Raw genomic sequence first — 23,924 nt, forward strand, 5'->3', positions numbered from 1 at the left:
ATGACCACCGACAACCGACGGCTGCGCACCCGGTGGCTGGGTGCGCAGCCGATCGGCGGCCTCTTCGCGCTGCCGTACCTCGTGTTCGTGATCGCGATCTTCGCGTATCCGCTCGGTTTCGCCATCTACATCGCCTTCCACGACTACTTCTTCACCGCGCCGGGCGCCGAGGTCGACCGGCCCTTCGTCGGCTTCGACAACTTCGTCACGGTGCTCACCGACCCGCGCGTGCTCGGAGCGTTCCGCAACACCCTCGTGTTCCTGGTGATCAACGTGCCGCTCACGGCGGTGCTGGCGCTCGTGCTCGCAGCCGCCCTGAACACCGGCATCCGCTGGGTGGCCGCGTACCGCGTGGCCTTCTACGTGCCGTACCTCACCGCGAGCGTCTCGCTGGTGGGCGTGTGGATGCTGCTGTTCTCGGGCAACGGGCTCGTCAACACGATCCTGGGGCCGCTCGCGCCCGACCCGTCGTGGCTCGTGAACAGCGCGCTGGCCATGCCGATGATCGCGCTCTACGTCACCTGGAAGCAGCTCGGCTTCTACATCCTGCTGTACCTGGCGGCGCTGCAGAACGTGCCGAAGGAGCTGTACGAGTCCGCCGAGACCGACGGCGCCGGCGCCCTCGCGCGGTTCTGGAACGTGACCGTCCCCGGCGTGCGCAGTGCGACCACGCTCGTGCTGATCCTCTCGATCATCACCGGGGCGAACCTCTTCACCGAGCCGTACCTGCTCACCAACGGCGGCGGGCCGGACGGCGCGTCCACCACGCCGGTGCTGCTCATCTACCAGCTGGGCATCCAGCAGCAGAACCCCGACACCGCGGCCGCGATCGGCATGATCCTGGTGGTGCTCGTGGGGATGCTGTCGCTGGCCGCCAACCGCGCGACGAGGGAGCGATGATGCGCCGGAAGAACACCCTGCCCCGCGTGCTGAGCGTGATCGCGCTCACGATCGCAGCGATCGGCTTCGCCTTCCCGTTCTACTTCATGCTGGTCGGCGCGTTCCAGGAGAACCCGACGAACTCGCCCAGCCAGCTCATCCCCACGGGCGGGTGGACGGTCGACAACTTCATCGCGATCGACTCGCGCATCGACCTGGTCGGCTCGCTCGTCAACTCGATGATCTTCACGCTCGGCGTGCTGCTGGGCACCGTCGTGTTCGGGCTGCTCGCCGGCTATGCGATCGCCCGGCTCGACTTCCGCGGCCGCGGCGTGATCTGGGTGCTGATGCTGCTCGTGCAGATGGTGCCGTTCCAGCTGCTGATGATCCCGCTGTACGTGCAGATCACGCGCAACTACGGTCTGGGCGACTCGTACCTGGGCATGATCCTGCCGTTCCTCATCAACACGACCGCGGTGTTCATCTTCGTGCAGTTCTTCCGGGCGCTGCCCACGGAGATCTTCGAGGCCGCGCGCATCGACGGCGCGGGCGAGATCCGCCTGCTCACCTCGGTCGCGATCCCGCTGATCCGCCCCGTGCTGGTGACCGTGGTGCTGGTCACCTTCATCGGCCCGTGGAACGAGTTCCTGTGGCCGTTCCTCATCACGAAGGATGCGTCGCTGCAGCCGCTCGCCGTGTCGCTCGCGAACTACATCTCCAACGTCGCGCAGTCAACCGCCAACCCGAACGGGGCGATCCTCGCGGGCGCCACGGCACTCGCATTCCCCGTCGTCATCCTGTTCATCGTCTTCCAGCGCTTCTTCAAGGCCACCGACCTCGGCGCGGCCGTCAAGGGCTAGCCAGAAAGGGCATCCATGTTCACCGGAGCATCCTTCCCCCTCGGTCCGTTCACCCCCTACGAGGGGAACCCGATCCTGCGTCCGCGCGGCGACAGCTGGGAGTCGGCGAACCTCTACAACCCGGCGGCCCTGGTCGACGGCGACGAGGTGCTGCTGCTGTACCGCGCGCACGCCGACGACATCGTGTCGCACATCGGGCTCGCCCGCTCCCGCGACGGGGTCACGTTCACGCGCGAGGACGCGCCGATCCTCTCCCCCGTCGAGGACTACGAGCGCTACGGCTGCGAGGATCCGCGCATCGCGCTGATCGGCGGCACCTACTACCTCACCTACACCGGCTGGGACCGTCACAGCGCGCAGCTGTGCCTGGCGACCTCGACCGATCTGCGCACCTGGACCAGGCACGGCCCGCTGTTCGACGACTTCGACACCTTCAAGACCATGGACCCCCGCGGGTTCAACTGGTCGAAGGCCGGGGTGATCGTCCCGCAGAAGATGCACGGCAAGTGGTGGATGTACTTCGGCGAGGGCGGCATCTACTGGGCGACCAGCGACGACCTCATCCACTGGACACCCGGCACCCCCGACACCGAGCCGATGTACACGCCCACGCCCGGCACCTGGGACGAGGCGCTGGTGGAGATCGGTACCTCGCCCGTGGTCACCGACAACGGGCTGCTGGTGATGCTCACCAACGGCGCCACACGCACGGTGCACGACGACGGCACGGTCGACGTCGACTACCGCTGCGGGCAGATCGCCATCGACCCGGACGAGCCGACGAAGGTCATCGCCCGGATGCAGGAGCCGTGGCTGCGCCCGCAGAGCTTCGAGGATCTGCACGGCCTGGTGTCGAACGTGACCTTCGTGGAGGGACTGGTGAAGTTCCACGGGAAGTGGTTCGCGTACTACGGCCAGTCCGACACGACCCTGGCCGTCGCGATCCACGACCCCGCGGAGCCGTGGGGCCGCGCGCTGCGCGAGGCCGAGGGCGAGGAGTGAGGCCATGGAGACCACGCGCCGCACCTTCCTGACGCTCGCCGCGACCACGTCCGCCCTGGCGCTGCTGCCCGTCGACGCCGCGGTGGCCCAAGGCACCGCGGCCGGATCGGCCCTCCGCCCGGCCAGCGCCCGCGGTCGCCGCCTCACGAACCTCGCGCACCTGCGGTTCCTGCTGGCCGACGTGCCGGTCGTCGCGAGCGACACGCACACCACCGAGGGCATCGCGGAGCGCCCCGTCGTGCGGGCGCCGTGGACCTACGCCGACACCGACGGCGCGGGCGGCTACCGTCCCGTCGGCGGCGGCACGCGCGACGCCGCCACCGGCTACTGGTCGCAGGGCGCGTACAACGCCGACGACATCGCCCGCGCCGCGGTGGTGTTCCTGCGGGACTGGCGCGCCACGGGCGACCCGCAGAGCCGCGACGACGCCCGCGACGTGCTCCGCTCCCTCGCGTTCCTCCAGACCGTGTCGGGGCCGAACGCCGGACGCGTGGTGCTGTGGCAGCAGGAGGACGGCACACTCACGCCGAGCGCGATCCCGGTCGAGCTGCCCGACCCCTCGGACTCGGCGGAGTCGTACTGGCTGGCCCGCACCGTGTGGGCCTTCGGAGAGGGATACACCGCGTTCCGCACGGAGGATCCCGCCTTCGCGGAGTTCCTGCGAGCGCGGCTGCACCTGTGCCTGGACGCGCTGGCGCGCGAGTCGCTCGGCCGTGCAGGGCAGTGGGTCCGCAGCGACGGACGCGACCTGCCGGCGTGGCTCATCGCGGGCGGCGCCGACGCCACCGCGGAGGCGATGCTCGGGCTCGCCGCCGCCGCGGAGGCCGGAGACGACCGCAGTCGCACGGCCCTCCAGACGTACGCCGAGGGCGTGGCGGCCATGGCGACCGACCCCGATCAGGACTGGCCGTTCGGGGCCGTGCTGCCGTGGACGGGCTCGCTGGGGTTCTGGCACGCGTGGGGCGCGGCGGCTCCCGAGGCGCTGGCCAGGGCGGGCGGCGTGCTGCGACGCCCCGACCTCTCCGCCGCGGCCGTGGCGGACGCGGCCCGCTTCACGCCGCAGGTGCTGACCTCGGGCGGACCGCACAACGCGTGGGCGCCGCTGCCCGCCGAGGCGCAGATCGCCTACGGCGCACACGGCCGCGTGGCCGGGGCGCTGCAGGCGGCGAGCGCGGGCGGCGAGGGACTGCGGGTGATCGCGGGGCTCGCGGCGGGATGGTTCTTCGGCGCCAACACCGCGGGTGTGCCGGTGTACGACCCCGCGACCGGCGTGACCTTCGACGGCGTCGAGACCGACGGCCGCGTGAACCGCAACTCGGGCGCGGAGTCGACGATCCACGGCCTGCTCACGATGCAGCTGCTCGACGCGAACCCCGACGTGGCGCGGCTGGCGACCTCGATCACGGGGCTGTCGTCGTTCGCGGGACTGCGGGCGCTCGACGCCGAGACCGCACGGCTCTCGCCCGGGTGCACGGTCGAGCGTCCCGCGGACGGCGCGTGGACCGGCGAGGGCAACCTCGCGGGCGGCGCGTTCGTGCGGGTGCCCGAGGGCGAGTGGGTCGAGTTCGACCTCACCGAGCCTGGCGGGGTGCTGCACGGGCTCGTGTGGCGGCAGGCCGCGGACGCCGGGACCGCGGTGTGGGAGGCGCGGCGCGGCGGACGGCGGCTGTGGAGCACCGAGACCGCGGCCGGGGGCACGGGCGACCGCGGACTCACGGAGGCGGACGGCATGCTCGTGCCGCAGCTGCTCGGCGGCGGACTCCCGGACGGCCCCGTGACCGTGCGCTGCACCAGCCGCGGCGACCTGCGCCTGGACGCGCTGGTGGTGCAACCCCGCGTGACCACGGCGGTGTACGCGACCACGGGCGGCGCGGCGGTGCTGTACGCCAACGCGACCGCGGAGCAGCAGCGCGTGGCACCCCTGGCACCCGGAGCGGGCACGGCCTACGACGAGAGCGGAGCACCGCGCGGGAACGGCACCCCGGGCGGCCGCGTGCGCGTGCGGGGGCGGGGCTTCACGGTGACGCGGCGCTGAGGCCCGCGGCCGCCGGGGCGACTCGCCATGCCGGCATGCTCTTTTTGAGTCACTCAAAAGAACGTGTAGAGTCGAGGACATGGAGACAGACCTCGACTCGGCGCTGCGAGGCGCCGGGCTGCGTGCGACCGCGGGCCGCGTCGCCGTTCTCGAGGCTCTCGGCTCCATGGCCCACACGGATGCGGAGCGCGTCTACCGCGCGGTCTCCGAGTCGCTGCCGACCACGTCGATCCAGTCGGTGCACAACATCCTCGCGGACCTGACGACGGCGGGGCTCATCCGCCGGATCGAACCGGCAGGATCCGCGGCGCTCTACGAACGGCGCATCGGCGACAACCACCACCACGTCGTGTGCACCTCCTGCGGTGCGATCGGCGATGTGGACTGCGTCGTCGGCGAGGCGCCGTGCCTCACCCCCTCCTCCACGGGGGGATTCACCGTCCAGACAGCCGAAGTCACCTTCTGGGGCCTGTGCCCCAGCTGCCAGAACGCCGCGTAGGCCCGCCTCCGACCGCCCGTCCCCCGACGGCGCTGTTCGGCGTGCCCGCGCGCAGAAGGAGAACACCATGTCGAACCCCACCGGGTCGAACCGTCCGGCCACCACGACGCAGACGGGTACGCCCATCGCGAGCGACACCCACTCCCTCACGGTCGGTGCCGACGGCCCCACCGTGCTGCACGACCAGCACCTGGTCGAGAAGATCGCCTCGTTCAACCGCGAGCGGGTGCCGGAGCGCAACCCGCACGCCAAGGGCGGTGGCGCGTTCGGCGAGTTCGTCGTCACGGAGGACGTGTCGCAGTACACCAGGGCCGCGGTGTTCCAGCCCGGTGCCACGTCCGAGACGCTGATCCGCTTCTCCTCCGTCGCGGGCGAGCAGGGCTCCCCCGACACCTGGCGCGACGTGCGCGGCTTCTCGCTGCGGTTCTACACGACCGAGGGCAACCTCGACATCGTGGGCAACAACACCCCCACGTTCTTCCTGCGCGACGCCATCAAGTTCCCCGACTTCATCCACTCGCAGAAGCGCCTGGGCGACTCCGGTCTGCGCGACGCCGACATGCAGTGGGACTTCTGGACGCTCTCGCCCGAGTCCGCCCACCAGGTCACGTACCTCATGGGCGACCGCGGGCTCCCCCGCAGCTGGCGCCACATGAACGGCTACGGCTCGCACACGTACTCGTGGGTGAACGCCGCGGGCGAGCTGTTCTGGGTGAAGTACCACTTCCTGGCGCACCAGGGCGTCGAGGCGATGAGCCCGGAGGAGGCAGAGAAGCTCGCCGGCACCGACGCCGACCACTACCGCCGCGACCTGTTCCAGTCGATCGCCCAGGGTGACTTCCCGAAGTGGGACCTGTACGTGCAGATCATGCCGTACGACGAGGCGAAGGACTACCGCTTCAACCCGTTCGACCTGACCAAGACGATCTCCAAGAAGGACTACCCGCGCATCAAGGTCGGCACGCTGACCCTGAACCGCAACCCGGAGAACTTCTTCGCGCAGATCGAGCAGGCGGGCTTCGCGCCCGGCAACCAGGTGCCCGGCACGGGCATCTCCCCCGACAAGATGCTGATGGGCCGCATCTTCGCGTACCCCGACGCGCAGCGTCACCGCATCGGCGCGAACTACAACCAGCTGCCGGTCAACCAGCCGCACGCGGCCGAGGTGCGCAACTACCAGCACGAGGGCTCGATGCGGTACCAGTACAACGACGCCGCGCACCGCACCTACCAGCCGAACTCGTTCGGCCCCGCCGGCGGCCCCGAGGCCGACCCGGCGAAGGGTGTCGAGGCGAACTGGGCGGCCGACGGCGAGCTGACCCGCTCCGCGGCGACCCTGCACGCCGAGGACGACGACTTCGGCCAGGCCGGCACGCTCTACCGCGAGGTGTTCGACGGGGAGCAGCGCGCCCGCTTCCTGGAGACGCTGACCGGCCAGGGCCGCTCGATCACGATCGACGCGATCCGCGAGCGCTTCTTCCAGTACTGGACGAACGTGGACGCCGAGCTCGGCGCCGCGCTCCGCGACCGGGTCTGACCCGGGTCGGCGCCCCTCCCTCCGTCATCCGGGGAGGGGCGCCGCCGGCGGGGACCCCGACGAACGCCCCCTTCTGCACCGTGCCCGCAGGAGGGGGTTCGTCGTCGGTGCGGCCGTTGCCGCGCGAGAGGGAGCAGGATGGAGGGGTGGCCGTTCCCCTCTCCGACCTGACCGCGATGCCCGCTCCCCAGCACGTGTACGCCCCCGACGGCACCCGGCTGGCGACCTACACGTGGGGTGAGCTCGATGCCCCGGTCGTGGTGGCGGTGCACGGCTTCGCGTCGAGCGCGCGCGACAACTGGGTGCTCACGGGCTGGGTGCGCGAGCTCACCGCGGCCGGCTACCGCGTGCTGGCCCTGGACCAGCGGGGGCACGGCCAGAGCGACAAGCCGCACGAGGCCGACGCCTACGCGATCCGCGCCCTGGCGACCGACGTGGAGACGGTGATGGACACCTACCTCGTCGACGACGCCTTCTACCTGGGCTACTCGCTGGGTGCGCGCGTCGGCTGGGAGGTCGTGCGGGAGCTCCCGCACCGGATCGGCCGGGCGGTGCTCGGAGGGGTTCCCGACGGCATCCCCCTGGCCCGGCTCGACCTGGACGAGGTGCGGGCGTATCTCGCCGACGGCACGCCGGTGACCGACCGCACCACCCAGAACTACATCGCCCTGACCGAGCGCGTGCCCGGCAACGACCTGCGGGCCCTGGTCGCGCTGGCGGAGGGGCTGCGCGGCTCGGGCACGATCGACCCCGACCCGGCCGACGCCCCGACCCGGCCGATCCTGTTCGCGACCGGGTCGAAAGACGCGATCATCGAGGGCTCGCGGGCACTGGCGGCCGCGGCCCCCGACGGCCGGTTCGTGGAGATCCCGAACCGGCATCACTTCAACGCGCCGGGCTCGCGCGACTTCAAGGAAGCCGCGCTCGCCTTCTTCGCCGAGGGCTGACCGCGGTCAGCTCGCGGTGGCGTCCTCACGCTTCGGCAGCACCCAGCCCGCGCGCGGGAAGTGGCACGTGTAGCCGTTCGGGTACTTGATCAGGTAGTCCTGGTGCTCCTCCTCGGCCTGCCAAAACGGCCCGGCGGGCTCGATGGTGGTGACGGCCTTCGCCGGCCACAGCCCGGAGGCGTCGACGTCGGCGATCGTGTCGCGCGCGACCTGCTCCTGCTCGGGAGTGAGCGGGAAGATCGCGGAGCGGTAGCTCGACCCGATGTCGTTGCCCTGACGGTTCAGCGTCGACGGGTCGTGGATCTGGAAGAAGAACGCGAGGATGTCGCGGTAGGTCGTCTGGGTCGGGTCGAACACGATCTCGACCGCCTCCGCGTGACCGGGGTGGTTGCGGTAGGTGGCGTGGTCGTTCTCGCCACCGGTGTAGCCCACGCGGGTGTCGAGCACCCCGGGCTGGCGGCGGATCAGGTCTTCCATGCCCCAGAAGCAGCCGCCCGCCAGCACGGCGGTCTCGGTCCCGGGGGTGCGGGTGATGGTTCCGGTGTCGGTCATGACTGCTCCTCAGCGGTGTCGGGGGTGTCGGGTGTCGTGGTGGGGTCCGCGGCGAAGAGGCGGCTGTAGCGACCGTACCCCTCCTCCTCCAGCCTGTCAGCCGGGATGAAGCGCAGGGCCGCGGAGTTCATGCAGTAGCGCAGGCCGCCCTCGGCCGCCGGTCCGTCGTCGAACACGTGACCCAGGTGGCTGTCGGCTCCGGTCGAGCGGGCCTCGGTGCGGGTCATCCACAGCGTGCGGTCGGTCTTGGTGGTCACGGCCTCGGCGTCGATCGGGCGCGTGAAGCTCGGCCAGCCGGTGCCGCTGTCGTACTTGTCGCGGGACGAGAACAGCGGCTGCCCGGAGACCACATCGACGTAGATGCCGTCGTCGTGGGTGTTCCAGTAGGCGTTGCGGAAGGGCGGCTCGGTGGCGTCCTGCTGCGTCACCTCGTACTGCAGGTTCGTCAGGGCGCTGACCGCCTCGGGGGTCTTGCCGTAGTCGTTCGACATGAGTGGCTCCTTGTCCGGCGCCGCTGGCTGCGGCGTCATAGAGGAGAACCCGTACCGTCCCCGTTTTGGTCCCGCGGGGCTGGGAGCGGGCTGTGAGTTTTCGACGGCTCAGGCGGAGGCGCGCACGAGGTCCAGATTCGCGGTGGCGGTGCGGAGGATGTCGGCGACCGTGCGGTCGTCGGGGCGTCGCGCGATTTTCAGGCCGAGCCACGCGACGTCGCCGGCGGCGGTGAGGGCCGCCGCGACGTGGGCGCGGTCGAGCAGAGAGCGCGACGCGGGGTGGGTCTCCGCGATCGGGAGGTGCGCGTCGATCCACGGGTACCCGTAGGGGCTCTCCACGGGGGCGGCGCCGGAGAGGGCGAGCCCGGTCAGCAGGCCGGACGCCGCGGCGTCGGCGATCTGCGCGGTGACCGCGTCGGCATCGCGGAGCTCGATCGCGGAGCGCCCCCAGTTCAGCCACAGCCCCACCGGGACGTCGGCCAGACGGATCGCGGCGATCTCGTCCGCGAGGGGCAGGAACCCCTTCTCGGGCGTCCGGTCCGGCACGTGCGCGTCGCAGTGCTCGATCGCCAGGACGGCGCCGGACCAGTCGAGCGCGGTCACCTCGTCGAGCGACCGGGCGAGGGCGGCGGCGTCTCCGGTCGCGCGCGGCGCGGTGTGCAGCGTGACCACCGCCACGTGGGCGGCGCTCTCGTCGCGGAGCCGGACGACGTCGGCGGCCACCCGGCGCAGATCGGCGACCGCGGCCGCACGGCCCTCGGCGTCGGGCGACGCGAGACCGTAGCGGGGGTCCTCCCCCACGCGGCGCATCACGAACGGCACGGGCGTGACCGCGAGCGGCACCCCGGGCACGTGCGCGAGGAACCAGTCGTCGTCGTGCGGGTGGAGGCCGCCCATCCACGGCACCTCGAGCCCCGCGACCCCGGGAAGGGCGCAGAGCGCCGGCAGCAGCTCGGCCTCCAGCGCCGGATCCCACTGGGCGTGGGCGGGCGAGAGCGGGTAGGCGCTGACGAGCAGCGGTGCGGTCACGCCCTGGCCTCCGCGATGCCGTCGACGAACCACGACGTGAGGGTGGACGGGTGCGTGATCGCGGTGCCCACGCACACGGAGGCGGCACCGGCGCGGAGGGCCGCGGCGGCGTGCTCCGGGCGGTGGACGCGGCCCTCCGCCACGATCGGACGGGTGCAGCGCCCGGCGATCAGCTCGATCAGCTCCAGGTCGGGCCCGTCGGTCTTCGGCCGCTCGCCCGTGTACCCGGAGAGCGTGGTGCCGAGCAGGTCCGCCCCCGCCTCCTCCGCGGCGACCGCGTCGTCGAGCGAGCCGCAGTCGGCCATGATCAGCGCGTCGGTGTGGGCGCGGAGCCCGGCGATCGTCTGCGCGAGCGTGAGGCCGTCCGGCCGCGGTCGACGGGTGCCGTCGATCGCGACGATGTCGGCCCCGGCATCCGCCACGGCCTGCGCGTGTGCCAGGGTCGGGGTGATGAAGACGTCGGACTCGCCGTCCTTCCACAGGCCGACGACCGGCACCGGGAGGTCGGCGACCGCGCGGATGTCGTCGATGCCCTGCACCCGGATGCCCGCAGCACCGCCGGCGAGGGCGGCCGCGGCGACCTGCGCCATGGTGCGCGGGTCGCGCATGGCCTCGCCGGGGTAGGCCTGGCACGAGACGATCAGGCCGCCGCACAGCCGGTCGATGGTGTCGGTGAATCTCATGAGTTCCTCCAGGCCGATGCGGCGGCTCCCCGCAGCGGTGCGTCATCGCCGAGCGCACCCGGCAGGATCGGGGTGGACTGCAGCGCGTCGATGGCCTCGGCGCGGTACGCGGCGCGCATCGGACCCCACCACGCCTCGCCGATGTTCGGCACGCCCCCGGTGACGACGAAGCGCTCCGGGTCGAGGATCGTGGCGGCACCCGCGAGCGCACGGCCCACGGCGGCCGCGGACTCCTCGAGCGCGCGCCGGGCCACGGGGTCTCCGGCGGCGGCCGCGGTCGCGACACCGCGGGCGTCGCGGATCGTGGGGTCGCCACCGAGCGACAGGAAGTGCCGGTGCATGCCGATGCCGGAGCCGATCGCCTCCAGGTGACCGCGGCGACCGCAGGGGCAGCGCAGATGCTCGGCCCCGGGTGTCGGGAGGTGCGCGATCTCGCCCGCCACGTGATGGGCGCCGCGCGCCGCGCGGCCGTCGAGGATCAGCCCGGCGCCGACGCCCGTGCCGACCGCGACGATCAGGGCGCTCGCGGCCCCGGACGCCGCGCCGTGGCGGTGCTCCCCGGCGGCATGGGCGTCGACGTCGTTCTGCACGGCGACCACGGCGTCGGGCTGCAGCCGCGGACCGAGGGCCGCGCGCACGAGGGCGGCGAGCGGGGTGCCCGGCCAGTCGGCGAACGTGTCGGTGGCCGACACGATGGTGCCCGTCGACGCGTCGACGACCCCGGCCGTGCCGATGCCGACACCCGCGAGCGTCGTGCCATCGGGGAGCAGCCGCTCGGCCAGCGCGGCCACGGTCGCGACGACCGCGGCCGGCCCCTCGGCGGCGGGCGTGGGGGCCACCTCGGTGCGCAGCAGCACGTCCGAACGGTCGGCGACCGCCGCGGCCGTCTTGGTGCCGCCGATGTCGACGGCGAGGACGACCTCGCCCATCACACCGCGACCGGGAGCAGCCCGAGCTCGTCGAGGATGGCGCGGATGCCGGCGACCGCGTCGGCGTCGAGCGCCTGCACCGTGTCGGCCATGGTCGCGTGGTCGATGATGCCGCGGGCGTGCATGGCCGCCTTGAACGCGCCGACCCCGGTCGCGTCGCCGGAGAGGCCCCGCGGCTGGAACACGATGTCGAACAGGCGGTTGATGCGCTCCTGCTCGGCGCGGGCGGCCGTCCAGTCGCCCTGCTGCGCGGCGTTCCACAGGCGCACGTAGCCCGCGGCCTCGACGTTCGCGAGGCCCGGGACCACGCCGGCCGCGCCGACCAGGGCCATCGCGTCGACCACGACCTCGTGCCCGGTGAGCAGCTGCAGCGGGCGGCCGGCCGCCTCGTTCGCGGCGACCAGGCGGCGGAACGACACGTCGTCGCCCGAGGAGTCCTTCACACCCTGGATCACGCCCTCGGTGCCCAGCTGCACGAGCAGGTCGACCCCGAGCTTCGTGTGCACCCGGACGGGTACGTCATAGGCCCACAGCGGGGCGTCGATCGCGGCGGCGATGGTGCGGAAGTGGTCGGCGACCTCGGCGGCCGAGTTGAGCGTGTACAGCGGGGCGGTGGTGACGATGGCCTGCGCACCCGCCTCGACCAGGCGGCGGGCGGTCTCGATGATGCGCGGGGCGGTCAGCTCGATGGCGCCCGCGATCACCGGCACCCGGCCGGCGTTCGCGGCGACGATCGTGCGCAGCAGCTCGACGCGCTGGTCGTCGGTGAAGTACGCGGTCTCCCCGGTCGAGCCGAGCGCGAAGAGGCCGGAGACGCCCTCGTCGATCAGCCGTTCGACGAGCCGGGTGAGGGAGGCGTGGTCGATCGTGCCGTCCGGGAGGAGCGGGGTGGCGACGGGAGGGACGACGCCGGAGAACGAAGGGGCGGGGGAAGCAGAGGACATGTGTGTGTTCCGGTCGTTTCAGTGGTGGGGTTCGAGCAGCGAGGGCGCGGCGCCCAGCAGCGTTCTGGTGTAGGGATCGGCGGGATCGTCGAACACGCGGGCCGCGTCGCCGAACTCGACGACCTTCCCCTTGTTCATCACGGCGATCTCGTCGGAGAGGTAGCGCACGGTCTGGATGTCGTGGGAGATGAAGACCATGCCGAGGCCGAGCTGCTCCTTCAGGTCGGTGAGCAGGTTCAGGATCTGCGCGCGCACCGACACGTCGAGCGCGGAGGTGGGCTCGTCCGCGACGATCACCTGCGGGTCGAGCACCAGCGCGCGGGCGATCGCGACGCGCTGCCGCTGCCCGCCCGAGAGCTGGCTGGGCAGGGCGTCGAGCGCGGAGGCGGGGAGCCCGACGAGCCCGACCAGGTCGCGCACCTTCCGCGACCGGGTCGCGGCGGTGCCGAGGCGGTGGACCTGCAGCGGGTCGAGCAGCGCGTCGCGCACCGTCATGCGGGCGTTCAGCGCGGTCGCGGGGTCTTGGAACACCACCGAGAGGATGCGTCCGAGGCGTTTGCGCACGGCGGGGGTGAACGAGCGCACGGGCTCGCCGTCGAACACGACCTGCCCGCTGGTGGGCTTCTCGAGTCCGATCAGCACCTTGGCCGAGGTCGACTTGCCCGATCCGGACTCGCCCACGATGCCGAGGGTCTGGCCGCGGCGCACCGTGAGGGAGACGCCGTCGAGCGCGTCGACGTAGCGGGGCCGGAACAGCGACGACGCCCGGGTCTTGTAGCGGACGTGCACGTCCTGCAGCTGGATGACGGGGTCGCTCATCGTCCTGCTCCGATCGCCTCGACGGGCGCATCGTCGGGATGCGCGGAGTAGTAGTGCTCTGTGCCCTCGATGTGCCGCCGCACGGGCTCCACACCCGCGTACCGGGCGGGGTCGGACGAGCGCGGCGCGAAGCGGTCGCCCGCGGGGAAGTCGCGTGGCGACGGCACGACGCCCGACACCTGGTGCAGCCGGTCGGATCCGGCCTCGATCGACAGCACGGCCCCCAGGAGGCCCTGCGTGTACTCGTGCACCGGCTGCGTGAGCACCTCGCGCGTGGTGCCCTGCTCGACCACCTGCCCCGCGTACATGACGGTGATGCGGTGCGACAGCTCCGCGACCAGGGCGAGGTCGTGCGACACGAACACGAGCGCGAAGCCGAGCTCGCGCTGCAGCCGCATCAGCAGTTCCACGACCTGGGCCTGCACGGTCACGTCGAGGGCCGTGGTGGGCTCGTCGGCGATCACCAGGCGCGGGTCGCGCGTGAGGGCCATGGCGATCAGCACGCGCTGCCGCTGACCGCCCGACAGCTCGTGCGGGTACGAGGCGAGGGTGCGCTGCGGGTCGAGCCCGACCAGCTCCAGCAGCTCCTCGGCGGTGCGGGTGCCGCCGCGCGAGGTCAGCTGCTTCATCTGCGAGCGGATCAGCATCGCCGGGTTCAGCGAGCTCAGTGCGTCCTGGTAGACCATCGCGATGTCGTGTCCGCGGAGGGCGTTGCGCTCCCTCGGGGACATCTGCAGCAGGTCCTTGCCATCGAACAGGATGCGTCCGCGGATGTCGGCCTTCGGGTCGAGCAGGCCCATGATCGCGAGCGAGGTGATGGACTTGCCGCAGCCCGACTCGCCCACGAGCGACATCGTCTCGCCGGGGCGCACGGTGAAGCTGACGTGGTCGACCACGTTCACGTCGCCGTGGCGCGGGAAGGAGATGCACAGGTCCTGCACCTCGAGCAGCGGCGCCTGATCGCCCGTGTAGACGAGGCGGTCGGTGCGGTCGAGCTCGCGGGCGCGCAGCTCGGCCAGGCGTGCGGCGAGCGGCACGGTCTCGGCGGTGGGCACGAGCACGTCGGGCACGCCGCTGGGCACGGACAGGTTCACGGACGTGTCGACGGTGGGGATCACGTGCGTGTCGTCGGGGGCGGCCGCGGCCTCCAGCTCCTGCGTCGACTCCTCGGTGTTCGCGGCGTCCGCGGTGACCTTGCGGGCGCGCGGCGACACCATCGCGTCGGTCATGCCCTCGGACAGGATGTTGAGGCACAGGACCGTGATCATGATGAGGATGCCGGGGAAGAAGGTCGCCCACCACGCACCGCTCATGAGGAGGTTGCGGCCGGCGGCGATCACGTTGCCCCAGGACGGCTCGGGGTCGGGCACCCCGGCCTGGAGGAACGACAGCGAGGCCTCGAACACGATCGCGTCGGCGACGAGCACCGTGGCGAACACGAGCACGGGGGCCATCGCGTTGCGGGCGACGTGCCGCACGATGATGCGCGGGGTGCCCGCTCCCATCACCCGCACGGCGGAGACGTAGTCCTCGCCGTACTGGTCGAGGATGTTGGCGCGCACGATGCGGGTCAGCTGGGGCACGTAGAGGAACGCGATCGTGAGGACCAGCACCGGGAGGGACTTGCCGAACACGGCCACGAACACGGCGGCGAGCGCGATGCCGGGGAACGACATGATGACGTCCATGACGCGCATCAGCGTCTCGGAGATCCACTTGGGCGCGGTCGCGGCGATCGTGCCGAGCACACAGGCGACGGCGAGGGCCACGAGGGTCGCGCCCAGGCCGATCACGAGCGAGTAGCGGGCGCCGTAGACCAGGCGCGAGAAGATGTCGCGGCCCTGACGGTCGGTGCCGAACCAGTGCTCGGGGCTCGGCGGCTGCACGGGGGTGCCCGAGGCCAGCGGGTCGTAGGGCGAGATCAGCGGCGCCAGGACGGCGGCCAGCGCGATGAGCGCGAGCACCGTCAGGCAGATGATCGAGCCGAGGGAGAGGCGGCCCCAGCGGAGGCCGGGGACGGAGAGTCGTTCCGTGAGTCTGCGTCGCATGTCACACCGCCCGGATTCGAGGATTGATGAGCACGTACAGGAGGTCGACGATGATGTTGATCACGACGAACGCGAGGGCGACCGCGAGCGTCACTCCCTGCACGAGGTTGGGTTCGTTGTTGGTGACGCCGTTGAGGATCAGCGTTCCCATGCCGGGGATCGCGAAGATGATCTCGATCACCACGGCCCCGCCGAGCAGGTAGCCGATGCGCAGGCCGAGCACGGTGACGGGGGTGATGAGGGCGTTGCGCAGCACATTGCGGCCGACCACGATCACGCGGGGGATCCCGGCGCCGAGCGCGGTGCGCACGTAGTCGCGGTCGAGCTCCTCGACCATCGAGGTGCGTACGACGCGCGAGAGCTGGCCGATCACGGGGACGGCGAGGGCGACGGCGGGGAGCGTCATGCGGGCGAGCCAGCCCGACGGATCGGTCCAGGAGTCGGGCAGGGGGCCGGACGCCGGCAGCAGTCCGAGCCCGAGCGTGAAGAGCTGGATGAGCAGGATCGCGAGCCAGAACGAGGGCGTGGAGAGGGCGGCGACGCCGAACACGCGGATGACCTGGTCGGGCCAGCGGTCGCGGTAGACGGCGGCGAGCACACCGATCGCGAACGCCACGATCACCGCGATGAGCAGGCCGAGGAAGGTCAGCGCCAGGGTCACGGGGAACGCGCGGGCCACCTCGTCGATCACGGGCAGGCTGCGGGCGGAGTAGGTGCCGAGGTCGCCCTGCACGAGGCCGAACAGGAAGTTCACGTAGCGCACGAACAGCGGAAGGTTCAGTCCGTGCTCTTCGCGGTAGGCCTCGAGGGCTTCGGGGGACGCGGTCTCGCCGAGCGCGGTGCGCGCCGGGTCGACGGGCGAGAACGACATCACGAAGAAGACCAGGAACGTGATGCCGAGGATCATCAGCGGCAGCTGCAGCAGTCGCCGGCCGATGAGGCGGAGCGTGTTGGACACGTGCCGCTCCTTCCGGGTGGGGGTGGTGGCGGGGACGCGCTCTTCGGGCGAGCGCGCCCCCGCGGGGTGGGGCCGGGGCTACTTCGCCGCCACGCCGACGTCGAGGAACGACAGGCCGGTGGTGGGGACGGGCTGGAAGCCGACGAGCTCCTGGCTGCTCCAGGCGGTGGGCAGCTTGCGGTGGAACAGCGGGTACAGCACGGCCTGGTCGGAGATCAGGTCGAACGCCTGGTCCCAGGTCTTCTGCTGCTCGTCGCCCTCCTGGGTCACGGCGGTGTCGAGCAGCGTGCGCAGCTCGGCGTACTCGGGCGAGTCGGCCCAGGCGGTGCGCGTCTGGGTCCAGACGTTCTCGCCGTACCACCAGTTCATGAGCAGGTCGGGGTCGACGCCGAACACCGACGGGTCACCGGGGGCGATGGCGACGGTGTAGTCGCCGGAGTCGATCTTCTCGTACATCGACGCGGACTGGCTGATGTCGAGCGTGGTGTCGATGCCGATCGCGTCGAGCGACTCCTTGATGAGCGGGGCGACCTCCTTGACCCAGCCGGTGTCGGTCATGCGGAGCGTGATGGCGAGGTCGGAGACCCCGGCCTCGTCGAGCAGCTCCTTCGCCTTGTCGGGGTCGTAGGTGTAGACGGTGGACGCCTCGTGGTAGTTCGGGTAGTCCTCGGGCAGGAACGAGGTGGCGGGGGTGGCGTTGCCGAGCATGCCGGTCTCGATGATCTTGTCCATGTCGAGCGCGTAGTGCAGCGCCTGGCGCACGCGCACGTCGTCGAAGGGCGCGGCCTTCGTGTTGAACATCATGAACAGCAGGCCGAACGACTGCACGCTCTCCACGTCGGCGGAGGCGGCGAGCGCGTCGGCGTCGATGTAGGGCACGTCCTCGATGGCCTGCACGGTGCCGGTCGACATCGCGGTGACGCGGGCGGAGGCGTCGGCGAGCAGGTTCCAGTTCATGCCGGCGGCGAGCGCGGGGCGCGGGCCGTTGTAGTCGTCGTAGCGCTCGAAGACGAGCTTGTCCTCGGGCACCGCGGAGACCAGGGAGTACGGGCCGGATCCGATCGGGTGGGCACCGAAGTCCTCGGGGTCGGCCTCGACCACGGCCTTCGGCACGATCTTGACGACGCCGAGGCGGTCGTCGATCAGCGAGAACGGGTAGTCGGTGGTGATGCGGACGGTGTCCTCGTCGACGGCGGTGACGGTGTCGATGAAGTCGACGAACGAGCGGAACAGCGAGTTGTTGGCCGGGTCGAGCACGCGCTCGTAGCTGAAGACCACGTCGTCGGCGGTGACCGGGTCGCCGTTCTGGAACGTGGCGCCCTCGCGGAGGTCGATCTCGTAGGTGGTGTCGTCGACCTTGGTCGGGAAGTCGGCGGCGAGCGCGGGGGCGGCCTCCTGCGTGACCGGGTCGAGGTCGACGAGGCCCTCGAAGATGTGCCAGTTGGCGGAGACCGTGACGGCGCCGGACGCGACCATCGGGTCGAAGCTGCCGTTGAGCGTGTAGGAGATGCCGGCCTCGATGATGCCGTCGGGGTCGACCTCGCTCGCGGCGGGGCTCTCGTCCGGCGTGCTGGCGGCGCCGCCGCCGCAGCCGGCGAGGGCGAGGGACGCGGCGACCGTGCCGGCGACCGCCATCGCGAATCGACCCGCGCGGCGGCGGGTGATGTGTCGGTTCATGTGTGCTCCAGGGTGAAGGGGGGACATCTTGAGGACATCTGATGTCTGATGTACTCTAAACACACGTTCGATCAGATCACAAGAGTGAGATGATCGGAGCGTTTTCTGTCAGGCACGAGAGGGGCCCCATGAAGTCCACCACGGGGAGGGCATCGCGCATGCGCCGTGCCACGACGGCCGACCAGATCAAGCAGCTCATCCTCACGCGCGGGCTCACCCCCGGCGACCCGCTGCCCACCGAGGCCGAGCTGTGCGAGGAGCTCGACGTGTCGCGCTCCTCCGTCCGCGAGGCCATCCGCACGCTCTCCACCCTCGACATCGTCGACGTCCGCCACGGCCACGGCACCTACGTCGGCCCGATGTCGCTCGACCCGATGGTGGAGGCGCTCGTGTTCCGCGGCGTGCTCTCGCCCGAGGGGTCGCTGCAGGCGCTGCGCGAGGTGGTGGAGGTGCGCCTCGCCCTCGACCTGTCGATGGCCGAGCGCGTGGTCGAGGCCGCCCAGGCACAGGAGGATCCGGAGCTGGACGAGCTCGTGGCCGACATGGTCGACAAGGCCGGGCGCGGCGAGTACTTCCTCGAAGAGGACAGGGCTTTCCACACCCGGCTGTTCGGCGCGATCGACAACCGCCTGGTCGGACAGCTCGTCGGCGCGTTCTGGGACGTGCACACCGCGGTGCTCCCGCAGCTCGGCATCGCCCAGCCCGACGACATCACCCAGACCGCCCAGGCGCACGGCGACATGCTCGACGCGGCACGCGCCGGCGACGTGGAGCGGTACCGCCGGGCCGTGATCGAGCACTACCAGCCGCTGCAGCGCGTGCTCGCCACCGCGGAGGACGCACGGGCCTGACCCCGGGAGTCGGTAGTCTGACCTTCCCCCCACCGGAAAGAGGACTGCCATGTCCGTTGGACTGCTCGCCGTCGTCGACGACATCCTGAGCGCGGCCATGAAGGCCTCCGCCAAGGCCGCCGGCGTCGTGATCGACGACGCCGCCGTCACCCCGCAGTACGTGCAGGGCATCACGCCGGCGCGTGAGCTCCCGGTGGTGGGGAAGATCGCGCTCGGGTCGCTGGTGAACAAGTTCGTCATCATCATCCCGATCGCGCTGCTGCTCACGGCGTTCGCCCCGTGGGTGCTCCCGTACCTGCTGATCCTGGGCGGCTCGTACCTGTGCTTCGAGGGCGCCGAGAAGGTGCTCGAGTGGTTCGGGGTGCAGCACGGTCATGCCGACGAGGGCGCGCGCGACGAGCGCAAGCTCGTGTTCGGCGCCATCCGCACCGACCTCATCCTGTCGACCGAGATCATGCTCATCTCGCTGGCCAGCCTCGACAAGGGCCTCGACGTCTGGTCGACACTGGCGATCCTCGCCGTGATCGCGCTGCTGATGACGGTGGCCGTGTACGGCGTGGTCGCGCTGCTGGTGAAGATCGACGACATCGGGCTGAAGATGGCGAAGAACCCGGTGCAGCGGGTGCGCCACACCGGCACCCGGATCGTGCGGTCGATGCCGGCCGTGTTCCGCTTCATCAGCGTGCTGGGCACGGTCGCGATGCTCTGGGTCGGCGGTCACCTGGTGCTGATCAACCTCAGCGAGGTCGGCCTGCACGCCCCGGCCGACGTGCTGCACGCGGTCGAGCACGCGCTCGAACCCCTCGGCGGCGTCGTGGTGTGGATCGTCGACACCCTCATCTCCGCGATCGCCGGCCTCGTGTGGGGCCTCGTGATCGTCGGGATCGTGCTGGGCATCGCGCGCCTCTTCGGCAAGAAGCCGAGCTTCCACGAGGGCGAGACCTCCCCCGCCGACGTCCACGCCTGAGCGCGTCGCACCCGGGGAGACCGGTCGCACCAGAGGATGCCGAGGGTGAAATGTTAGATTTCACCGATGCGCCCACGTCCGCCGTCGCCGATCACCGTCACCTCCTTCGCTGCAGACCGGTGGTTCCGGGCGCAGGGGCTCCCCACCTTCGTGCCCTGGCGTCGCTGGTTCCATGACATCGTGCCGCGGTCGGCGCCGCTCATCGCCGCCGCGTCCGTCTACTGGACCCTCGCGGGCGACGGGATCGACGACTTCTCGTTCGCCCTGCACCTGCTCGTGGAGACCAAGGACGGCACGGGCCTCGCGTTCGCGATCCTCGCCGCGCTGCTGACCAGTCTCGTCCTCGCCTGGGCCGGGTTCGCCGTGGTGCGCGTCACGCTCCGCCACCTGCGCGGGGTTCGACGCACGGCGGCCGCGATGGTGGTCATCGCTCTCTGCGCTGCCGGCGTGATGCTCGAAGGAGGCGTCACCGAGGGCGCGCCCGCAGCGCCGGTCGCGGAAGCCCTCTCGATCGTCGCCGGGAGCGTGCTGCTGGTCGCGTTCGGCGGCGGCGCGCTGCTGTCGTGGGCCACGAGGCTCGCAGCCCGCAACCTCGCCGCGATCGGGCACATGGCGACCATCGCACTTCCCGTCATCCTCATGCTCGTGCTGTTCGCGTTCTTCTCGGTCGAGGTCTGGCAGATGGCATCCGTGCTGTCGTGGTCCGCGCTCGGGCTCCTGGCACTGGTGGTGGCCGCGCTCGCCGGCGCGGTCGTGCTGCAGGTGAGCGCGACCGAGGTCGACCCGGCGACGCTCGCGCTCACCGTCGACGAGGAGCGCGACCTGCTGCGGGGCACACCGGCCGAGGGCCGCCCGGCGTCGACGGATCCGGCGTCGACCGTCGGCCGTCCGCAGCGGATCAACATGCTGCTCGCGATGACCCTCGCGCACCTCGTCCAGGCGGCCGTCTTCGCTCTGCTGCTCGCCGTGCTGCTCGTGCTCATCGGGGCGATCGCCGTTCCTCCGGATCTCGCGCAGACCTGGCTGGGTGATCCCACGTCGGTGCACGCGCTCGTGGTGCAGCCGCTCGTGGTGCAGGGCGTGGCACTTCCGCTCACGGTCAACCTCCTCAAGGCGGCGACGCTGGTCGCCATCGTCTCGGCGCTGCCGTTCGTGTTCTCGGCCGTGAGCGAGAGCCGCTACCGCGCCCGCTTCTCGGAACCGATCGTGGCCGACATGCGGCGCGCGATCCTCGTCCGCGCTGCGCTGTCCGACTCCGAGCGCATCGGCTGACCGCCGGGGCCACGGCGGGTCGCCCGACCAGCCCGGGCGCTGCGCTTCACCCCCGGCGGGCCGCGCCGAATCCGTCGGCCTCGACCCCGCGGGCCTGTTCCCCACCCTGTCCATGACGCGATGCGCTGGTCACCCCCGATAGAGTGCGGAACGTGACTGCATCCCCGTCTCGACCCTGCTGGTGAGCACCCCATGACCGCCGTGCAGCTCAGGCCAGCCCACGATGCCGACCTCGACACGATCACCGAGATCCACAACCACGCCGTCGTGCACACCACGGCGATCTGGAACGAGGAGGCGGTGGACCGCGCCGACCGCGCCGCGTGGCTCGCCGACCGGACCACCCGCGGGTACCCGGTGATCGTCGCCGCCGACGACACCGGCGTGCTCGGCTACGCGTCGTACGCGCAGTGGCGGCCGCACAGCGGCTACCGGCTCACGGTCGAGCACTCCGTCTACGTGCGGGGTGATCAGCGCGGCCGCGGCATCGGCCGAGCGCTCATGGAGGAGCTCATCGCTCACGCGCGCACCGCCGGGATGCACGTGATGATCGGCGGGGTGGAGAGCGGGAACGCGGCGTCGATCGCCCTGCACGAGCGCCTCGGCTTCCGCGAGGTCGGACGCATGCCGCAGGTGGGCGCGAAGTTCGGCCGCTGGCTCGACCTCAGCATGCTGCAGCTCGTGCTCGACGACCGCCCCTCGCCCGACGCGCGCCCCGGCACCGAGGACTGACGCCGGTGGACCTGCTGCAGTGGCTCGTCGACGCCTTCAATTCGCAGTGGCTGCTGCCGGGCGGGCAGACCCTGCTGGTGCGCGAAGTGGTGGGCAACGCGTTCGGACTGGCGAGCGCGCTCGGCGGCATGCGGCGCAAGGTGTGGGCGTGGCCGGTCGGCATCGTCGGCAACCTGCTGCTGCTGACCGTGTTCCTCGGTTCGGCGCTCAGCCCCGACCCCTCGCTCCCCCACCTGCTCGGCCAGGCCGGCCGGCAGGTCATGTTCATCGCCGTCGCGGTGTACGGCTGGATCCGCTGGCGCAACGCCGAGGGCGGCCGCGTGGTGCCGCGCTGGGCACCCACGAGTGCCCGCATCGGAATCGTGCTGGTGATGATCGTCGGCACGGTCGCGCTCACCCCGGTGTTCCGCGCGCTCGGGTCGTGGGAGCCGGTGTGGGCCGACGCCTGGACGTTCGTCGGCTCGCTCCTGGCCACGTACGGCATGGCGAAGGGGTGGACGGAGTTCTGGCTCATCTGGATCGCCGTGGACGTGGTCGGCGTGCCGCTGCTGTTCAGCTCCGGCTACTACGCGACCGGCCTCATGTACGTGTTCTACGGCGTGTTCACCGCGGTCGGGTTCGTGATCTGGTGGCGGGCGCAGCGCCGTGCCGACCACGGGATCGAGATCCTGCCTCCCGACCCCAGCCCTCGACGCCTCGACGAGGACGCCCTCTGACCCGCCGCGACGTCTACGACCGCTGACCCTGACCGCCGCCCTCGCGATTGTTTCGGTGCGTGTCGGCGGTGCTCGACCGCGGCCCCGTGTGTCCCGTTTCATGGGTCGCATGACCCGACAGATCCGCTTCAACGCCTTCGACATGAACTGCGTCGCCCACCAGTCGTCCGGGCTGTGGCGGCACCCCGACGACCGGTCGCGGCAGTACAACACGATCTCGTACTGGACCGAGCTGGCGACACTGCTGGAGAGCGCGACCTTCGACGGCATCTTCATCGCCGACGTGCTCGGCACCTACGACGTGTACGGCGGCACCAACGAGGCCGCGATCCGCAACGGCGCCCAGGTGCCGGTGAACGACCCGATCCTGCTCGTGAGCGCGATGGCCGCGGTGACCGAGCACCTCGGCTTCGGCATCACGGCCGGCACGGCGTTCGAGCACCCCTACCCGTTCGCACGGCGGCTCAGCACGCTCGACCACCTCACGCAGGGCCGCATCGGCTGGAACGTCGTCACCGGCTACCTCCCCAGCGCCGCCCGCAACATGGGCCAGGAGGATCAGCTCGGTCACGACGACCGCTACGACCACGCCGACGAGTACGTCGAGGTGCTGTACAAGCTGTGGGAGGGGTCGTGGGAGGACGACGCCGTGGTCGAGGACCGCGAGCGCGGCATCTTCACCGACCCCGCCAAGGTGCACCCGATCCGGCACGAGGGCACGCACTTCCGCGTGCCGGGCATCCACATCTCCGAGCCGTCGCCGCAGCGCACCCCCGTCATCTACCAGGCCGGTGCGAGCCCCCGCGGCGTGCGGTTCGCGGCCGAGAACGCCGAGGCGATCTTCGTCGCCGCCCCGTCGAAGGAGGTGCTGGCCGGCACCGTGAAGCGCATCCGCGACGCCCTCGAGGCGGCGGGACGCGACCGCTACGACGCCCGCATCTACACGCTGCTGACCGTGATCACCGCGGCGACGAGCGAGGAGGCGACCGCGAAGCACGCGGAGTACCTGTCGTATGCGAGTCCCGAGGGGGCCCTCACGTTCATGTCGGGCTGGATGGGCGTCGACCTGTCGCAGTACGGCGAGGACGAGCCCGTGGGGAACGTGGAGTCCAACGCGATCCAGTCGGTGCTCCAGCACCTGAAGGAGGAGGCCGATCTCGGCCGGGAGTGGACGGTCGGCGACTTCGGGCGGCACAACGCCATCGGCGGACTCGGACCCACGGTCGTCGGCTCGGGCGAGGAGATCGCCGACGAACTGCAGTCGTGGGTGGAGCAGACCGACATCGACGGCTTCAACCTCGCCTACGCGGTCACGCCCGGCACGTGGCAGGACGTGATCGAGCACGTGATCCCGGTGCTGCGCGAGCGCGGCGCGTACCCCGAGGAGTACACGCCCGGCACGCTGCGCCACAAGCTCCACGGGCGCGGCGACCGCGTGCAGGACACGCACCGCGCCGCGCAGTACCGCGTGGGGGCGGCGGCGCGGGCCTGAGCGGC

23 protein-coding genes are annotated in these 23,924 nt (G+C 71.4%); 13 read left to right on the forward strand and 10 right to left on the reverse strand.

What is annotated here, in order from left to right; translation table 11 throughout:
* The 7 genes from ACWH95_RS04580 (at position 1) to ACWH95_RS04610 (ending at position 7,759) form a co-directional block, all read left to right on the forward strand.
* The gene (locus tag ACWH95_RS04580; protein ID WP_378803011.1) at positions 1-900 is read left to right on the forward strand and encodes a carbohydrate ABC transporter permease; all 900 of its coding nucleotides are present in this window, start codon (positions 1-3) and stop codon (positions 898-900) included.
* Positions 897-1,739, forward strand: a complete 843-nt coding sequence (locus ACWH95_RS04585; RefSeq protein WP_454120271.1) for a carbohydrate ABC transporter permease — start codon at positions 897-899, stop codon at positions 1,737-1,739. Before ACWH95_RS04580 ends, ACWH95_RS04585 begins: the two co-directional genes overlap by 4 nt.
* Positions 1,740-1,754: 15 nt before the next feature.
* On the forward strand, positions 1,755-2,741 hold the full coding sequence (locus ACWH95_RS04590; protein ID WP_454120272.1) for a glycoside hydrolase family 130 protein: 987 nt from the start codon (positions 1,755-1,757) through the stop codon (positions 2,739-2,741).
* 4 nt (positions 2,742-2,745) lie between these two features.
* The gene (locus ACWH95_RS04595; RefSeq protein ID WP_454120273.1) at positions 2,746-4,776 is read left to right on the forward strand and encodes a hypothetical protein; all 2,031 of its coding nucleotides are present in this window, start codon (positions 2,746-2,748) and stop codon (positions 4,774-4,776) included.
* A 79-nt stretch (positions 4,777-4,855) separates the two neighbouring features.
* Positions 4,856-5,275: a Fur family transcriptional regulator gene (locus ACWH95_RS04600; RefSeq protein ID WP_136028563.1), complete on the forward strand. Its 420-nt coding sequence runs from the start codon at positions 4,856-4,858 to the stop codon at positions 5,273-5,275.
* A gap of 67 nt (positions 5,276-5,342) precedes the next feature.
* Complete coding sequence (locus tag ACWH95_RS04605) at positions 5,343-6,812, forward strand: catalase (protein ID WP_136028562.1); 1,470 nt, start codon at positions 5,343-5,345, stop codon at positions 6,810-6,812.
* 146 nt (positions 6,813-6,958) lie between these two features.
* On the forward strand, positions 6,959-7,759 hold the full coding sequence (locus tag ACWH95_RS04610; protein WP_136028561.1) for an alpha/beta fold hydrolase: 801 nt from the start codon (positions 6,959-6,961) through the stop codon (positions 7,757-7,759).
* 6 nt (positions 7,760-7,765) lie between these two features.
* Here the strand turns inward: ACWH95_RS04610 and msrA are convergent, their stop codons facing one another.
* The 10 genes from msrA to ACWH95_RS04660 all read right to left on the reverse strand — a co-directional run bounded on the left by msrA (position 7,766) and on the right by ACWH95_RS04660 (position 17,889).
* Positions 7,766-8,311 carry a peptide-methionine (S)-S-oxide reductase MsrA gene (msrA, locus tag ACWH95_RS04615; protein WP_136028560.1) on the reverse strand — a complete coding sequence of 182 codons (546 nt, stop codon included), beginning with the start codon at positions 8,309-8,311 and terminating at the stop codon, positions 7,766-7,768.
* Entirely contained in the window at positions 8,308-8,802 is a 495-nt protein-coding gene (gene msrB, locus ACWH95_RS04620) for a peptide-methionine (R)-S-oxide reductase MsrB (RefSeq protein ID WP_136028559.1), read from the reverse strand. The genes msrA and msrB overlap by 4 nt, the downstream gene beginning before the upstream one ends.
* Positions 8,803-8,910: 108 nt before the next feature.
* Entirely contained in the window at positions 8,911-9,831 is a 921-nt protein-coding gene (locus ACWH95_RS04625) for a DUF4862 family protein (RefSeq protein ID WP_454120274.1), read from the reverse strand.
* A complete protein-coding gene (locus ACWH95_RS04630; RefSeq protein WP_454120275.1) occupies positions 9,828-10,514 on the reverse strand; it encodes an N-acetylmannosamine-6-phosphate 2-epimerase in 687 nt (228 codons plus the stop codon). The genes ACWH95_RS04625 and ACWH95_RS04630 overlap by 4 nt, the downstream gene beginning before the upstream one ends.
* Positions 10,511-11,443 (reverse strand): ROK family protein, encoded by a 933-nt coding sequence (locus ACWH95_RS04635; RefSeq protein ID WP_247637973.1) that lies wholly within the window; start codon positions 11,441-11,443, stop codon positions 10,511-10,513. The genes ACWH95_RS04630 and ACWH95_RS04635 overlap by 4 nt, the downstream gene beginning before the upstream one ends.
* The gene (locus ACWH95_RS04640; protein ID WP_136035578.1) at positions 11,443-12,387 is read right to left on the reverse strand and encodes a dihydrodipicolinate synthase family protein; all 945 of its coding nucleotides are present in this window, start codon (positions 12,385-12,387) and stop codon (positions 11,443-11,445) included. The genes ACWH95_RS04635 and ACWH95_RS04640 overlap by 1 nt, the downstream gene beginning before the upstream one ends.
* An 18-nt stretch (positions 12,388-12,405) precedes the next feature.
* The gene (locus ACWH95_RS04645; protein ID WP_136031953.1) at positions 12,406-13,206 is read right to left on the reverse strand and encodes an ABC transporter ATP-binding protein; all 801 of its coding nucleotides are present in this window, start codon (positions 13,204-13,206) and stop codon (positions 12,406-12,408) included.
* A complete protein-coding gene (locus tag ACWH95_RS04650; protein ID WP_136031950.1) occupies positions 13,203-15,254 on the reverse strand; it encodes a dipeptide/oligopeptide/nickel ABC transporter permease/ATP-binding protein in 2,052 nt (683 codons plus the stop codon). The genes ACWH95_RS04645 and ACWH95_RS04650 overlap by 4 nt, the downstream gene beginning before the upstream one ends.
* A gap of 1 nt (position 15,255) precedes the next feature.
* On the reverse strand, positions 15,256-16,212 hold the full coding sequence (locus ACWH95_RS04655) for an ABC transporter permease (protein ID WP_454120276.1): 957 nt from the start codon (positions 16,210-16,212) through the stop codon (positions 15,256-15,258).
* A 78-nt stretch (positions 16,213-16,290) separates the two neighbouring features.
* A complete protein-coding gene (locus ACWH95_RS04660; protein ID WP_206252239.1) occupies positions 16,291-17,889 on the reverse strand; it encodes an ABC transporter substrate-binding protein in 1,599 nt (532 codons plus the stop codon).
* A gap of 128 nt (positions 17,890-18,017) precedes the next feature.
* Here ACWH95_RS04660 and ACWH95_RS04665 point away from each other — a divergent pair, with 128 nt between their 5' ends.
* The 6 genes from ACWH95_RS04665 (at position 18,018) to ACWH95_RS04690 (ending at position 23,919) form a co-directional block, all read left to right on the forward strand.
* A complete protein-coding gene (locus ACWH95_RS04665; protein WP_240745299.1) occupies positions 18,018-18,740 on the forward strand; it encodes a FadR/GntR family transcriptional regulator in 723 nt (240 codons plus the stop codon).
* Positions 18,741-18,789: 49 nt separating this feature from the next.
* A complete protein-coding gene (locus ACWH95_RS04670; RefSeq protein WP_454120277.1) occupies positions 18,790-19,707 on the forward strand; it encodes a DUF808 domain-containing protein in 918 nt (305 codons plus the stop codon).
* A 66-nt stretch (positions 19,708-19,773) separates the two neighbouring features.
* Positions 19,774-20,979, forward strand: a complete 1,206-nt coding sequence (locus ACWH95_RS04675) for a hypothetical protein (protein WP_136035574.1) — start codon at positions 19,774-19,776, stop codon at positions 20,977-20,979.
* A gap of 192 nt (positions 20,980-21,171) precedes the next feature.
* Entirely contained in the window at positions 21,172-21,711 is a 540-nt protein-coding gene (locus ACWH95_RS04680) for an N-acetyltransferase family protein (RefSeq protein ID WP_454120278.1), read from the forward strand.
* A 5-nt stretch (positions 21,712-21,716) separates the two neighbouring features.
* Complete coding sequence (pnuC, locus tag ACWH95_RS04685; RefSeq protein WP_454120279.1) at positions 21,717-22,427, forward strand: nicotinamide riboside transporter PnuC; 711 nt, start codon at positions 21,717-21,719, stop codon at positions 22,425-22,427.
* Positions 22,428-22,536: 109 nt separating this feature from the next.
* Positions 22,537-23,919: an LLM class flavin-dependent oxidoreductase gene (locus ACWH95_RS04690; protein ID WP_247637978.1), complete on the forward strand. Its 1,383-nt coding sequence runs from the start codon at positions 22,537-22,539 to the stop codon at positions 23,917-23,919.
* The last annotated feature ends 5 nt before the right edge of the window (positions 23,920-23,924 follow it).

It is taken from the genome of Microbacterium sp. NPDC055502, assembly GCF_053643635.1.